Below are 14,308 nucleotides of genomic sequence, written 5' to 3' on the forward strand. Positions count from 1 at the left end.
TACCGACTCGCTTGCCTAAAAAAACCAACTTGTTTGCCTTCAAGTTGGTTTTTTCGTCTAGGGAAGAACAGCAAATTTGTAAAGGGCTTGTCGTTGTAGCAATAAACCGACCTTGATTACCTTATTTGTTTTCACCTTTATCTTTATTGGTATCCGCTGCCGACGTATTTGAGTCGATCATCACCGCTAGCCAATGCATCCGTGGATTCGCTTCAAAAGCCAATTTCATGATAATGGTCAGCGGGATGGATAACAACATACCAACAGGACCAAATACCCACCCCCAAAGTAATAGTGACAAAAAGACAACCAACGTGGATAAGCCCAATCCTTTCCCCATATAGCGCGGCTCAATCACATTACCAACCACTAAATTCACGACAGCAAAGCCCGCTGCTGTTAACCCTGCTGAAAACGCTCCGAGCTGAACAAAAGCCAACATTACAGCAGGCACCGCCGCAATAATAGAACCAATATTCGGAACAAAATTCAGCAAAAAGGCACACACGCCCCATAAAATAGGAAAGTCCACCCCTATCGCCCACAGCCAAATAGCAATCATCACTCCTGTTAGAATACTAACTAGGGTTTTAATAACCAAATAACGATTGACCGATTCAACAAAAGAACGAACCCCACTTAAGGATTTTTCTGCGTTGGACACGGCTAAGGTTAATTTTTTGGGTAACTCAACCACTTCAAATAAAATAAAAACAACCGTCATAATCACCAAAATAATATTGGTTAGGGCACTACCTAGACTGGTTAGCGCCTTGGTGAAGAGCTTCATAAGAGAGGATGGGTCAAGATACTCTTGGATACGACTATCAGAAATATGAATACCAATAGTATTAAGACCGGAGAAAAGCACTTCCATTTGTTTTGCAAAGTTCTGCTTATAGGTTGGCAATTGCTCAGACAAATTGTCCATTGAAGAACCTACCAATGCGGCCAAACTTCCAATGCCAACTAACACAATCAATACCACAATCAAAATAGACAGCCATGTTGGCAAACCATATCGTCGCAGTGTGGCCATAAAAGGAGCACAAATAATGGCAATAAATACTGACAACATAAACGGCACCACTATTTGCGATGCCGTTTTTAACCCAGCAATAATAATCACAAAAGCCGCCAAACCAACCAGCCAATGTGTCCCTCTATGTTGTTCACTCATGATTTGATTACCCTACTTACCCAATGGGATAGATGCTTTGTGCGTAGTCCGCAAGATCCTGCAACATAATTTGTTTGCTAGGACTGAGATCACCAGTTTGTGCAAGATTATTCAAACACTCAAAAAAGGACGACATAGTAATCGAGCCCCCACCATCACTTTCCATTAAACGAATCATACGATATTCCTCCCACTGTCCACGTTGTTGCTCGCTTAAATATTCAGGATAATTACGACCAATATAGCGCATCAGCATTTCAGGTAAACGACGATCATCAAACGACATTTCCAATTCATTCAGCGCCTCAGGCGGTGTTGAGCGTATGGTTTCCATTCGCGCCTTATCGTCCCTAGAGAAAAAGCCCCCTGAATACAACATCAAATCTGGATCATTGGGTATTGGTCGTTCTTCTTGCATAAACACATCACGTATTTTTGCCGCCACATGAGAATGCTGTTTCAGTAACGCCAAATTACGACGACAAATATCGCCATCTAACTCCAAACGTTCAACAACCGTTTTGTCTTTTAAAAAAGTCGCCGGCGCCACCGCTGGTGATTTATTGTAATGAATCACTTTGAGTGGCAACCGTTCTACCTCACCAAGCGCTTCTTTGGAAGTGAAAACCCGGTGACGAATCTCTTCTACAGACAAATCCACCAGCGGCTGAGCATCAGCCATTAAGTCATAAACAATCACGCCATTTTTATTAGTTGGATGCGCGGCAAGTGGCACCACAAAGGCCGTATATTTACGCGCCTGACCAAACATCCCAGAAATATGCAAAAAAGGTTTCATCCGAACTGGATCAATGAACTGCTGCAGTTCGTGCTTTTGACGCATTTTTAGATAGTAATGAAATAATTTAGGTTGCTTGTCCCGTATCAGTTTTGCCATCTCTATCGTGCCATACACATCTGACAAAGCATCGTGGGCTTGCTCATGGGCAATGTTATTGGCTTTCGTTAAGGCTTCCAATTTCATAGACACCTGACCTTCTTCGTCTTTCGGCCAAACAATGCCTTCTGGACGCATTGCATACGCCATGCGAACCAGATCAATAATGTCCCAACGTGAGCAATTGTTTTGCCACTCACGGGCATAAGGATCAATAAAGTTACGATAAAAGCCATAACGTACCACTTCGTCATCAAATCGAATGGTGTTATAGCCTAAAGCACAGGTGCCTGGTTGAGACAATTCGGCTTCAATTGCTTGCATAAATTCGGCTTCACACAAACCTTCACGGTTTGCATCCTGCGGGGTAATCCCAGTGAGCAAACAGGCTTCTGGCTGTGGCAAGACGTCTTCTGAAAGGCGGCAATACAGCATGATGGGCTCGCCAATGGGTTGAAAATTCAAGTCCGTCCGGATGCCTGCAAATTGCATCGGTCTATCTCGTGCGGGGTCTGTTCCTGTGGTTTCAAAATCAAACCAGAAAAATGAAGTTGGTCCCGATGAGGTCACAAATAATTCCTGTTAGCCATTAAATAAAGCGGTATTATACGCATCTTATTAACTATTTGGCGATGTAAGGTGATCTATCAATGACACTCCCAACCCCTTGCCCTTGTGGCAGTGCAATCCCCTACCCTGAATGCTGCGGCCTTTATCATAGTGGAAGAGCTTTCGCTCCTACCGCAGAAGCTCTTATGCGCTCCCGTTATGCAGCATTTGCCTTGAATAAAATGGATTATATCCTTGCCACTCAGCGCCTAGAAAACGAAGATGAGAGTGAAATAGGAATAGAAGATAACAGTAACGCTTTAACCAACTGGACTCGGCTTGAGATTTTAGCAACGGAACAAGGACAAACCAGCGACGAGACTGGAACAGTGACCTTTCGTGCTTACTTTCAAGAAGGCACGCACAAAGGTGAACTAAGCGAAAAGTCTTGGTTTAAAAAAGAAGGAAGTCAGTGGCTGTATATTGCAGGGGAACATGACATCAAATCAGCGTCACTTGTCAAAACCATTGCCACTAAAAGCGCTAAACCAAAAAACATTGGCCGGAACGATCCTTGTTCCTGTGGATCTGGAAAAAAATTCAAAAAATGTTGTGGTTAGCCCAGCTCTATTCACTCAACGATGATGCTTTCCACTTGAGACAGGGAGCGATTTTGCAGAGCTGTCGTATCCAACCCAGGGATTTTCTCTACTGGGTAAAGGAGAAACAATGGACCTTTTTCTCGGCTATCAACGGGCTTACCGTTCACGTCCATTGCCAGCAATAAGCTGTAATTGTAAGCATCACTAATCGGCAAAACGGTACTATGCTTATTACGCCACTGCACTCGCATAATCGCGCCCCTTGCTCCAACGTATTCTAATACTTGGCGAAGCAATGGACCGGTATAGTTCTCTTCCTTTTTCGCCCATGGTGTCGAGGTGGTACTTTCCACAATACCTATGTCTGTCAACATTTGACGGTCTAACCGCACGGTTTTGCCATCCTTTCCAGTATTGGTAATCTTGCCGCCAATCACTAAAATCACCTTCCCCTGAGGATCTGGTAAAGTGATCGCTTGCGCTGCAGATACCAATAACAACATACAGCTAGTGAGTATTATCCTATAAACCTTACACATAATCTTACCCCCAGACTGAAAATAACCGACGCGCCATTATAGCAAATAATGTGCATATATTGTCTTTTTTTTTGGTTATTTTGATTATTTATACTAGGCATATGCTGGCAAACATCTAATAGACGTTTTTATAGCAAAGCAGGGGAAGTAAAGGACAACAAAAAAACGGGAATAAACTCAAACAATGAACAGCAAGCCAGTGAAGAGCCAACAGCCCTCCACTAGCAGATTTTGTTACGGAACGGGATGACCTTGCGACGTAATCCAAATCTTGAACCAGTCATCGTCACTTAAGACAATATTGGCGGCTTGGCAAACCGAAGCCAAACGTTCAATCTTACCTGAGCCCATTACAGGGCAAATACCTGATGGATGACGTAACAACCAAGCGATCACCACTTGATCAAAGTTTACCCCCATCGATTTGGCGATATCTGACACCACTTCTTTCACTCGAACAACGCGATCCCCATTTCCACGAAACAGTTCACCTCCCGCTAAAGGAGACCAAGCCATGGGCGTAACCGCGTGTTGCTGCAAATGATCCAAAGTGCCGTCTTCAAAAGGTGCTAAAGAAAGAGGCGACAGCTCAATTTGATTCACAATCAAAGGGGCATCTAAGCGTGATTGCAGTAAATCAAATTGCGCAGGCGTAAAATTAGACACGCCAAAATGCTTGACCTTGCCAAGCGTAAACAACAGATCAAACGCCTGAGCAACCTCGTCCGCATCCATTAATGGACTCGGACGGTGCAATAGTAGAGTATCGATATAGTCACACTGCAGATTAGCCAAAGAACGATCCACACTTTCGTGTATGTGTTTGGCACGGTAATCATAACGATGTACTAATATATCGGGGCGGCTCTCAGACGGTAGCAAAATCCCGCATTTAGTGACGATTTCCATTTTATCGCGCATCGCGGGCTTTTTCGCTAAGGCCTCGCCAAACAAACCTTCGCAACGATAATCACCATAAATGTCCGCATGGTCAAACGTGGTTACTCCCAAATCCAAACAGGACATAATAAAGTCCAAACGTTCCGAAACAGACATCTCCCATTCATGGCAACGCCAAAAACCCTGCGCAATTCGAGACCCTTCAAACCCAAGAGGATGATATTGATGACGCATAAAAGTGCCCTTATTTGTTTGAGTATCTCCTCATTCTAAACCATCACACTCAACTAACAAGTTTTGTTCAATGGTCATGACTTGCTCATCGGAAAAGAAAAACTCATCACAATTGTGCCCTTCACCAATGCGATCCACGACTAAAAAGTCTGACGTCGCCTGCAAAGCCAATAACGGATGATGCCAAGTTCCTGGCCGATAATTCACGCCTTGCTCGGCGGTTGCATAAAAGAGTCGAATTTGAGAAAGATTGGGCGCATCATTCGCGCCGTTTGGCGCCACCACCACTAAGTAGGGACGACCTTGTAAAGGCATAAACGCCTGAGACCCTTTTGGATGACGCTCTAACATGCGAATCGCAATGGGAAACTCACGGGCTTGCCCACGAAAAATACTAATGCCCCCACGAGCTTCACCATCCACCTCAACTGCAGCAAGATCGTGAAAACGCTCTGTGGTTCCACCGTTAATCGCAAAAGAATGGGCAGACTCCGTCGCAGCAATCACTTCCCCAAAGGGAGCAAACGCCTCAGCCGTTAATGGCTCTAACACAAAAGGCATAGCAAATCCTTCTCTAAATAGATGTACAGAATGTTTTTTATACGACCCAAAACGATGACCAATCAGATAACAGGTTTACCGATCACTCGAATACGACTGATCCCACCATCTGGATAAATATTCACTCTTAAATGCGTCACGGGGCCGACCTCTTTCAATATATCTGTAAACAAATGCTCCTGGTCTGCACCCAGTTCGGATTTTGGCAACAACTCTTTCCAGTAAAGGCTTTGCGCAGGTAAAGTACTGTCTGGTAGATTGTGAATATCGGCAACCTGAATAGAGCAAGCGGCAGCGTAATTGCCTTTAAAAAAGGCAGTATCAATGACGACTTGATCAATTTCACCACGATGACCAAGGGCTAAAATCACCCAATCATTACCTGGCTCTCGACGGCGGCGGGTTTCCCAGCCATCTCCCATATTAATGCCTTTACCAGGCAAATTCAGGTTATGCATCGTGCCAAAGTGTTCATCATTAGTAGCAATCGCACGGCCACCCACTTCTAGAGCCAATAGATCTACTGAACGATTTGCCAATGTACTCCAGTCGACCTCAGGTTGACCAAACACACGTAAACGCGCAATCCCACCATCTGGGTAAATGTTTAAGCGAATATGACTAAATACCTCATCGTGCTCGATATCCACCAATTTTTGGTCATTACCAGCTAACGCTATGGTATCTGTAATTGGCCTCCAAATAGTGTCAGCATTCGGTTCTGTGGTGCTAAAGCACGCCTCCACCAAAGCAGCAGGCGCATAATTCCCCGTAAAATGGCGCGTATCTAATTCGATTTTATTCAAACGTCCAGGTACGGCTAACTTCACAATACAATAATCATACCCTTCCCCACGCTTACGTCGTGTTTCCCAGCCATCCATCCACTTTCCGTTGTCATCGTATTTTCCAGGAATAAAAACAGGATCACTGTCTTGTAACATGCGTTCCTTAGGAGCAAAAAAATCATCATTGGCATATAACGCTTTCGCACCTAAACGTTCAGAAGCGAGGTTAACGCCATACCATGGCTTTTGACTGAGAGACATAACAACTCCTTATGGCTTTGCCGATTCCATAAACAAAGCAAATTCAAAAAATTAAAATGTAAAATGGGTGTAGCATGATCAATGCACTACGCCCCTCCCTTAACAAAGTAGGACAGGCGTACAGGGTATATGCGAGCATCGGTATTCTAGAGTTCACTACTTTTAACGGTCAGTTTTATCATGCAGCGTAAACCAATATAATACATTTGTTTCATAATAACCAAAAATAAAATTAATGAACCCATTCAATTTCTTTCCTATTTTGATAAACGCCCCGTTTCATTCGTCTATTCTGAACAGAAACGCTAGAAAGGCTTCCCTGACGCCCTGTTTTCCTTCATTATTTGCTTACTCGCGAACTAACACGATCTAAATAATGTCTGATAAATCGATAGAACACAGAATCAAGCAAATATACGACCAACTTTCACCGACTCAGCAAAAGCTAGCCGCCTGCATTTTGAATCATCAAGGTGACATTGCGACCTACTCTGCAACAGAGCTTGCAAAATTGGCAGATGTGTCCAAGTCAGCCGTCACTCGTCTATTGCAACGTCTTGGCTATAAAGATTTCACGGAAGTCAAAAAGCAAGTACGCGCTGCTCGTCGCTGGGGCGCACCGATTGCTGATAAACAGCCTGATAATCAACCGTTATCGAATCTGTTTCAGGATTATGTTAACTGTGATCAAAACAATATCCGCCGAACCTTGGAGTCCATTAATACAAAACACTACCAAACGGCCATTCGCTGGATATCACGAGCCAGCCGGGTCTATATCATTGGTTATCGAAACAACCACGCCCTTGCCTTACACTTGCGTCAGCAACTGATTCAGTGTCGACCCGATGTGCAACTATTACCCTTACCCGGGCAAACCCTCGGTGAAGAGATCGTCAGCTTTTCCAAGGATGACATCGTTATCATCATGGGGGTACGGAGAAGACCCGCTTGGCTAAAAAACCACATGATCACGTTGCGTCAAAATGGCTGCCGACTGATCTATATTACCGATCATGCAGACGCTAACCCACAACAAATTAGTGACCTACATTTTTCATGTGTGGTTCGTGGCGTGTCCGCCTTTGACTCTTATGCCAGCGTGATGAACTTAATCAGCATGATCGCCAGTAGCGTCTATCAAGAAAACTACGATCAGGCCAATGAGCGTATTGAAGACATCGAAAATACCTATCAAGCACTCAATGAATTAGACATGGCCGCTTTAAATAACGGTGCCATTATTGACGACTTTGATGATGACGCTTAATCCTATTAAACAAGTCGTAATCAACAAACACATACTGACTATATAACGGACATAAAAATGAACTCAATCACACTTGGCCCCCTTTCCAAAGCCAATGGCGACATCCAGATCCCCGGCTCGAAAAGCCTTTCTAACCGTATACTATTGTTGGCAACTTTGGCAAAAGGCACCACACGCATTACGAATTTGCTCGACAGCGACGATATCCGTCGCATGCTAGAAAGCCTCACAAAACTTGGCGTCACCTATTCTCTAGAAGACAATGACACCACTTGTATTCTGGAAGGCCTTGGCGGTCCAATCCAAGCCGAGTTTGGAGACTTATTCCTAGGCAATGCTGGAACCGCCATGCGCCCACTAACAGCGGCATTGTGCCTAGGCAAAGGCGAATTCCACCTGCATGGTGAACCTCGCATGCATGAACGCCCTATTGGCGATCTTGTCGATGCTTTACAAGCATTAGGTGTTGATATTACTTATGAAGGCGAGAAAAACTACCCACCACTTTGCATTAAAGCAAACGGTTTATCTGGCGGTGAAGTATCCATCAAGGGCAATATCTCTAGCCAGTTCCTAACCGCTATTCTAATGAGCGCACCGATGGCGAAAGACGACCTCACCATAAAAGTGGACGGAGAGCTCGTTTCCAAACCTTACATCGACATCACCTTAGATGTCATGAAACAATTTGGTGTGGAAGTGGAAAACCAAAACTACCAAGCATTCATCGTTAAAGGCCAACAAACTTACCAAAGCCCTGGCGAAATCATGGTCGAAGGTGACGCGTCATCTGCGTCTTACTTTTTGGCCGCCGCTGCAATAGCAGGCGGAAAAATCAAAGTTCACGGCGTAGGGGCAGACAGCGTACAAGGCGATGTTAAATTCGCTGATGTACTGGCGAAAATGGGGGCCAACATCACTTATGGTCCAACCTGGATTGAAGCAGAACGAAACGAGCTAAATGGCATTGATATGGACATGAACCACATTCCGGATGCTGCCATGACCATCGCCACCACCGCTCTGTTCGCTAAAGGCCCAACCACCATTCGCAATATTTATAACTGGCGTGTCAAAGAAACTGACCGTCTATACGCCATGGCGACTGAACTGAAAAAACTTGGTGCCGATGTCATCGAAGGGGAAGACTTCATCACGGTTACACCAGTTGAGCAACTACAACATGCCGCCATCGACACCTACAACGACCACCGCATTGCCATGTGCTTCTCATTGGTGGCCTTTTCAGATACTCCCGTCACCATCAACGACCCTGGTTGTACATCGAAAACCTTCCCGACGTATTTTGAATTGTTTAATTCCATAGCAAGCTAAAAACTTCCAGCAGGTCTTTCTCTTTATTCAAGAGGAAGACTTGCATGTTAGCTCAGCTAATTCCTTCAAACATAGGCTCTGTGGGCGTTTTGTTTGCCTTAGGAGCTGGTGTTTGTTGGGCTCTTGAAGGTGTTAACGATTATCCTTTTTGCAGACAGACCGTCATTTCCAACCGTACGCCTTTTTTCAAACCGTATTTTTTAAAGCCTCCTTCGCCAAGTTCCAGTACGGTTTTAGCCGGTTGCGCGGATTTATGAAGCGTATTGGTATTAGGCTTCATATGAGCAAGGTTAATAATCACGCCATTGGCATCTAAAAAGCCAGCTGTTAATGGGATCAGTGTGTTATGCATCCAAAATACGCGAGGCGCCGCTTTTGGGTAGACAAACAACATCCCAGCCCCTGCACTTCTCCTATTAGAAAGGCCTTTTCGCCGCTGTGCATCTGTTTCAACAGTGGGAACCGCTTTTAACGTGATGCCATTGGAAAAATACAGGTCACAATGTTTTGTTATTGCTGAGGCTTGGGTGAGTGACGTGTGGGCAAGTAGAAACAGAGCGCCTAACAACATCACCTTTCTAGATATGGATAGATATTCCTGAGAATGAAAGCGTTTCTTGGGCATTCCAAAACTCCACCATAAAAAAGGAATGTGATTGTAAACAGACAACAAAACAACTACCAAAGGACATAAATCGATTTTAGAGTAAAACGAGGTATAAGGCATTCAATTCAGTATTTGTTGAGCATAAAAAAAAGCCCCAGCTTTTGACGGCTGGGGCAACACTCTCAACGACAATCGTTTAAGGACGATCACTCCTTTATTTGGCTGTGGCTTTTGGCCTACCGCCGTGCTCTAACTTTTCGATCTGCTTAGGCGTTAGCAGAGAGTACAACTCAGCACGACTTTTCGCGTATTTGATGGTCAACTGCTTGGTAAGATCTGCGCTTTGATCTGCCAGAGCGTCCACTTTTTTCATATAACCCTTTTCAGTTGGGTTTAATGCATTCAATTCTCGACGCTTTTCATTCAACTTCATTTGCAGATTCTGAATCTGCTTGCCATCGGTACTAAATAACTTAGAAAGTTTATCCCGAGTGGCATTACTCAAACCGAGTTGTTTTGCCATTGTTTCAGCAATTTGATCACTGGTTGGGGCCGCACTGATGTGACCTTGAGTTGCCGGCTCTTTAGAGCTCGCAACAGCGTTGGTTGCCATTCCTGTCATAAGGGCTGCACTCAACCCAATAACGGTTAGCATTCCCGCCTTTCTACGTTTCATCATAATGGCTCCTTAGTTATCGCTTTCCTGTTTTGTTGGAATCCATTATGTCTAAATTTGCGTCAGACAGTATCAAAGAGAGTGAAACGAGATGCATAACTTGTCATGAGAATGTAAGGAAAAATGCGCATTCACGGATTTTTCCTAATAACCAAGTACGCTTAAACATATTCTTAGAATTGGCAAAGAATGGCCTGACGCTCCGTCCTTTTTATTGCACTTGAAACAGCTTATACGTAAGAAAGAGCAGGATCCCAATCTTTCCAGACCACTTCCCGTCCCTGACTGCGTATCATAGCGATAATGTCAGCTACTGGCCGCTCGTCACTGATTTCAAATTGCTCAAGGGCTGCTTGAGCGTCATCAGCATAACCACCTGGTTGGGTTTTGGACTCTGCGCTCATGGTGGTAAAGCCCATTCTCACTGCATGGTGACGAAATTCTGGCGACTCACGCGTTGACAAACTCATCTCCAAATCCCAATCAAACAAGCGCCATGCAGCAATCAGTTGCACTAATTGTCGATCAGTAATAATTGACTTAGGAACTATGCCCCCTTCACAAGGGCGAATACGTGGAAACGCCACACTAAAACGACTGCGCCAATAACGCTTTTGCAAGTGTCGTAGATGATGCGCCATCATCATCGAATCCGTGCGCCAATCTTCTAACCCAAGCAAAACACCCAAACCGATTTTATGAATACCCGCTTGACCAATGCGATCTGGCGCGTCCAATCGATAATTGAAGTTGGATTTGTTACCTCTCAAATGATGTTCAAGATACGTCTTGCGACGATAAGTTTCTTGATAGACCAGAACACCATCAAGACCGATTGTCTGCAGCCGCTTATACTCCTCTGAGTTAAGTGGCTGCACCTCCATGGAAAGCTGGCTAAAATGCGGTTTGATCAAGGGAATCATGCGTTCAAAATACGGCATAGACACCTTATTGGTTTCCCCAGTCACCAGCAAAATATGATCAAAACCTTTGTCCTTAATCGCCGCGATTTCTTTTTCTATCTGAGTTTCATTCAGCGTCAGGCGTTTAATAGCATTACTCATGGAAAATCCACAGTAAGTGCATTCGTTCGCGCAAGTGTTGGACAAATACAACGGCGCAAACAAGCTCAACGTATTACCAAAGCGCTGCAGCGTAAGTTGTTCACTTTTCGCCACCATTTCCAGTAAATAAGGCTCTGCTGCTGGAGAAATTAAAGCCGCAAAATCCTCCACATTCAGTTTGCTCTTGCTCAGGGCTCGCAACACATCTTGTTCGGTTTTCTCTTGATGGGATTGCGTCATGGCATGCCAGTCTGTACTTTCCACAAAATGGCTAAACTGACCTTCTACTGCGGGACTTTGTTCTAATAAGCGAATTTTATGACTGGCTCCATCTATCATGACAAGGCTCCGATAAAATCCGTCAGTGGACTAGTCGCTTGCGCTTGTATCCGTCGTTCACCTAACCCCGATTCATAGGCCATACGCCCTGCTTCAACCGCTAGACGAAAGGCTTTAGCCATTTTGCCAGGCTGATTAGCAACGGCCATGGCGGTATTAACCAATACCGCATCCGCTCCGATTTCCATAGCCAACGCCGCATCCGACGGCGCGCCAATGCCGGCATCGACAATCACTGGTACTCTACTTTGCTCAATAATGATTTCCAAAAATGGACGGCTTGCTAACCCCATATTAGAACCAATGAGCGAGCCCAGTGGCATCACACACTGGCAGCCTATTTCTTCTAACCGTTTACACAATACGGGGTCCGCATGAACATAAGGCATCACCACAAAGCCTTTTTTGATCAACGCTTCTGCCGCCAATAATGTCTCCATACCATCCGGCATTAAATAACGTGGATCAGGATGAATTTCTAACTTTACCCAGTTAGTTTCTAATGCCTCTCTGGCCAATTCGGCCGCAAAAATCGCTTCTTTTGCGGTGCGTGCACCAGAGGTATTGGGTAACAGTTTCATTCCCTTCTTTTGCAAGGGTTGGAGAATATTGTCCGTTTGATGTTTTAAATCCATACGGCGCAAGGACAAGGTCACCAGTTCGCTTTCACTGGCGGTAATCGAGTCCATCATGGCATTGGCACTGGCGTACTTGCCCGTGCCAGTAAAAAGTCGAGAGCGAAATTCGTGCCCTGCAATCAATAAAGATGACATATTAACCCCCTGCAATGGATTCAAAAATAAACACAAGGCTCTGTTCATCAAGCCCTGTGCTGCACCACAAGCTTCTTGGTACTACTTGCTGATTAAGCGCGATGGCAATGCCTTGTTGACTCTTATCCAACTCAATGATTAAGTCTTCGAGAGTTTCCCCAGCAAACTCATAAGGTGCGTCGTTCAACATAATCTTCATTGCTCACCTCTAGCACTTTGCTCAAACAAGGTTATGAGTGACTGAGTGGCGACTTCTGGTTCCGCTGCTTTGGTAATGGCCGTCACTAAGGCGACACTGTTCACTCCTGTTTGGGCAACCGCAGGCAAACGCTCTGCATTAATGCCACCAATCGCCACCGTAGGAAACACGCCTTTTAATAAGCTCGCGTAATGGCCAAGTCGCGTTAAACCTTGCGGCTGGGAGGGCATGTCTTTGGTTTGTGTGGGAAAAATATGGCCCAAAGCGATGTAGCTTGGCTGAATAGATTGGGCGCGGGCAATTTCATAGTAGCCATGGGTGCTGATACCAAGTCGCATACCTGCCGCTTGGATTTTCGCCAAATCCGCCTGCTCTAGATCTTCTTGACCAAGATGAACTCCATAGGCGCCATAAGTAATCGCCTGTTGCCAATAATCATTGATAAAGACTTGAGCGTCGTATTCTTTGCCTAAGGCAACCGCCTGTTGGATTTTATGTTCTAGGTCGACATCATCAGGGTCTTTGATACGCAACTGAGCGATTTTCACTCCTTGCTTAAGCGCTAATACTAACCAAGCAATCGAATCGACCACCGGGTATAAACCCATTTTTTTAAGATCCATCGCGGGAAAAGGCCGACTAATAGACATCAGTGGTTTATGTGGCGTGACAATCCTCGGCAAATTGTCAATTTGTAACGGCCAACCAGAGCGACCGAGTGGTCCAGCCCCTTCACCAATTTGCACACCGCTTTTTAACGCCCCCGTTATGTAGGCTTTTGCCATAGTCATGGCATCCAGAAGGTCATAACCATGGGCGATAAAACTCGCCAGCGCCGTCGATAAGGTACAACCCGTGCCACGCGTATTGTGTGCAGAGAGTCTTTCGCCTGCGAAACCAACGATAGTATCGCGATCCACCAGCCAATCGGTTGCTTGGTCTTCTTTCTGCTTGTTAAGCTCACCGACATGCCCCCCTTTCAACAACCAACGACTTTTAGAAGTAGCAAAATACACTGCCATGTCAGCTTGCAAATCCTTAGGGGCAAGCTCAGCAGACAAACCTGTCAGTGCCGAGAATTCCATCCGATTTGGCGTTATCACATCCGCATAAGGTAGGATATGATCCAGTAAACTAGCCCCCGCGTCCGTTTGTTGTAGTTGATTACCCGACTCACTACTCGCCGCCATCACAGGGTCAAAGGCGACCTGAATGCCAGGAAAGTCCGTTTTTATTCGTTTTAGCCATTTGGAGCACGCTTTCACAATATCAATGGAAGGTAACAAACTCACTTTAATGGCATCTGGCAGCACATCGTCGAGTAAGGTTTGCCACTGCTCATCAAACATAGCCAAAGAAACTGGCTCAACAGCACGCACCTCTTTGGAGTTTTGCGCCGTAATGCAAGTGACAATGGTTTGCACGTGACAGTCCAAATCCTGCCCAGTGCGCAAATCCGCTTGAAGTCCTGCGTGGGCGGACGAATCCGACCCGCCCACACACCAGACTACAGGAGGTTTTATCGACATAAAT

Annotated in this window: 15 protein-coding genes; 3 read left to right on the forward strand and 12 right to left on the reverse strand. The window is 45.2% G+C overall.

Annotated features, from left to right (window positions below):
* Nucleotides 1–121: 121 nt before the first annotated feature.
* Together AC0VYI_RS14445 and sbcB are read right to left on the reverse strand one after the other, a co-directional pair.
* Nucleotides 122–1,180, reverse strand: a complete 1,059-nt coding sequence (locus AC0VYI_RS14445) for an AI-2E family transporter (RefSeq protein WP_475443728.1) — start codon at nucleotides 1,178–1,180, stop codon at nucleotides 122–124.
* A gap of 16 nt (nucleotides 1,181–1,196) precedes the next feature.
* Entirely contained in the window at nucleotides 1,197–2,648 is a 1,452-nt protein-coding gene (gene sbcB / locus AC0VYI_RS14450) for an exodeoxyribonuclease I (protein WP_475443730.1), read from the reverse strand.
* 80 nt (nucleotides 2,649–2,728) lie between these two features.
* Here sbcB and AC0VYI_RS14455 point away from each other — a divergent pair, with 80 nt between their 5' ends.
* Nucleotides 2,729–3,247 carry a YchJ family protein gene (locus AC0VYI_RS14455; protein WP_475443732.1) on the forward strand — a complete coding sequence of 173 codons (519 nt, stop codon included), beginning with the start codon at nucleotides 2,729–2,731 and terminating at the stop codon, nucleotides 3,245–3,247.
* An 11-nt stretch (nucleotides 3,248–3,258) separates the two neighbouring features.
* Here AC0VYI_RS14455 and AC0VYI_RS14460 read toward each other — a convergent pair whose 3' ends face one another.
* The 4 genes from AC0VYI_RS14460 to alc form a co-directional block, all read right to left on the reverse strand.
* Entirely contained in the window at nucleotides 3,259–3,768 is a 510-nt protein-coding gene (locus AC0VYI_RS14460) for a putative pterin-binding protein (RefSeq protein WP_475443733.1), read from the reverse strand.
* Nucleotides 3,769–4,002: 234 nt separating this feature from the next.
* Nucleotides 4,003–4,902 (reverse strand): aldo/keto reductase, encoded by a 900-nt coding sequence (locus tag AC0VYI_RS14465; protein WP_475443735.1) that lies wholly within the window; start codon nucleotides 4,900–4,902, stop codon nucleotides 4,003–4,005.
* A 30-nt stretch (nucleotides 4,903–4,932) separates the two neighbouring features.
* On the reverse strand, nucleotides 4,933–5,463 hold the full coding sequence (locus AC0VYI_RS14470) for an ureidoglycolate lyase (protein ID WP_475443736.1): 531 nt from the start codon (nucleotides 5,461–5,463) through the stop codon (nucleotides 4,933–4,935).
* A gap of 62 nt (nucleotides 5,464–5,525) precedes the next feature.
* Nucleotides 5,526–6,512, reverse strand: a complete 987-nt coding sequence (gene alc / locus AC0VYI_RS14475; protein WP_475443738.1) for an allantoicase — start codon at nucleotides 6,510–6,512, stop codon at nucleotides 5,526–5,528.
* A 376-nt stretch (nucleotides 6,513–6,888) separates the two neighbouring features.
* Here alc and AC0VYI_RS14480 point away from each other — a divergent pair, with 376 nt between their 5' ends.
* Both AC0VYI_RS14480 and aroA read left to right on the forward strand, forming a co-directional pair.
* Entirely contained in the window at nucleotides 6,889–7,782 is an 894-nt protein-coding gene (locus tag AC0VYI_RS14480; protein ID WP_199474759.1) for a MurR/RpiR family transcriptional regulator, read from the forward strand.
* A 57-nt stretch (nucleotides 7,783–7,839) separates the two neighbouring features.
* The gene (aroA, locus tag AC0VYI_RS14485; RefSeq protein ID WP_475443740.1) at nucleotides 7,840–9,117 is read left to right on the forward strand and encodes a 3-phosphoshikimate 1-carboxyvinyltransferase; all 1,278 of its coding nucleotides are present in this window, start codon (nucleotides 7,840–7,842) and stop codon (nucleotides 9,115–9,117) included.
* Nucleotides 9,118–9,256: 139 nt separating this feature from the next.
* On the opposite strand, the gene AC0VYI_RS14490 is transcribed toward aroA, so the two are convergent.
* From AC0VYI_RS14490 to thiE, 6 genes are all read right to left on the reverse strand, one after another.
* Complete coding sequence (locus AC0VYI_RS14490; RefSeq protein WP_475443742.1) at nucleotides 9,257–9,742, reverse strand: DUF192 domain-containing protein; 486 nt, start codon at nucleotides 9,740–9,742, stop codon at nucleotides 9,257–9,259.
* A gap of 196 nt (nucleotides 9,743–9,938) precedes the next feature.
* Nucleotides 9,939–10,403 carry a Spy/CpxP family protein refolding chaperone gene (locus tag AC0VYI_RS14495; RefSeq protein WP_199474756.1) on the reverse strand — a complete coding sequence of 155 codons (465 nt, stop codon included), beginning with the start codon at nucleotides 10,401–10,403 and terminating at the stop codon, nucleotides 9,939–9,941.
* A gap of 227 nt (nucleotides 10,404–10,630) precedes the next feature.
* Nucleotides 10,631–11,803 carry a 2-iminoacetate synthase ThiH gene (thiH, locus tag AC0VYI_RS14500; protein WP_475443743.1) on the reverse strand — a complete coding sequence of 391 codons (1,173 nt, stop codon included), beginning with the start codon at nucleotides 11,801–11,803 and terminating at the stop codon, nucleotides 10,631–10,633.
* Entirely contained in the window at nucleotides 11,800–12,576 is a 777-nt protein-coding gene (locus tag AC0VYI_RS14505; protein ID WP_475443745.1) for a thiazole synthase, read from the reverse strand. The genes thiH and AC0VYI_RS14505 overlap by 4 nt, the downstream gene beginning before the upstream one ends.
* Before the next feature lies 1 nt (nucleotide 12,577).
* A complete protein-coding gene (gene thiS, locus AC0VYI_RS14510) occupies nucleotides 12,578–12,775 on the reverse strand; it encodes a sulfur carrier protein ThiS (protein WP_199474753.1) in 198 nt (65 codons plus the stop codon).
* Nucleotides 12,772–14,304: a thiamine phosphate synthase gene (thiE, locus tag AC0VYI_RS14515; protein ID WP_475443747.1), complete on the reverse strand. Its 1,533-nt coding sequence runs from the start codon at nucleotides 14,302–14,304 to the stop codon at nucleotides 12,772–12,774. Before thiE ends, thiS begins: the two co-directional genes overlap by 4 nt.
* Nucleotides 14,305–14,308 lie beyond the last annotated feature (4 nt).

This window comes from Marinomonas sp. 63XJN7_9_ISO-PGPR-S23-217 (assembly GCF_056173515.1).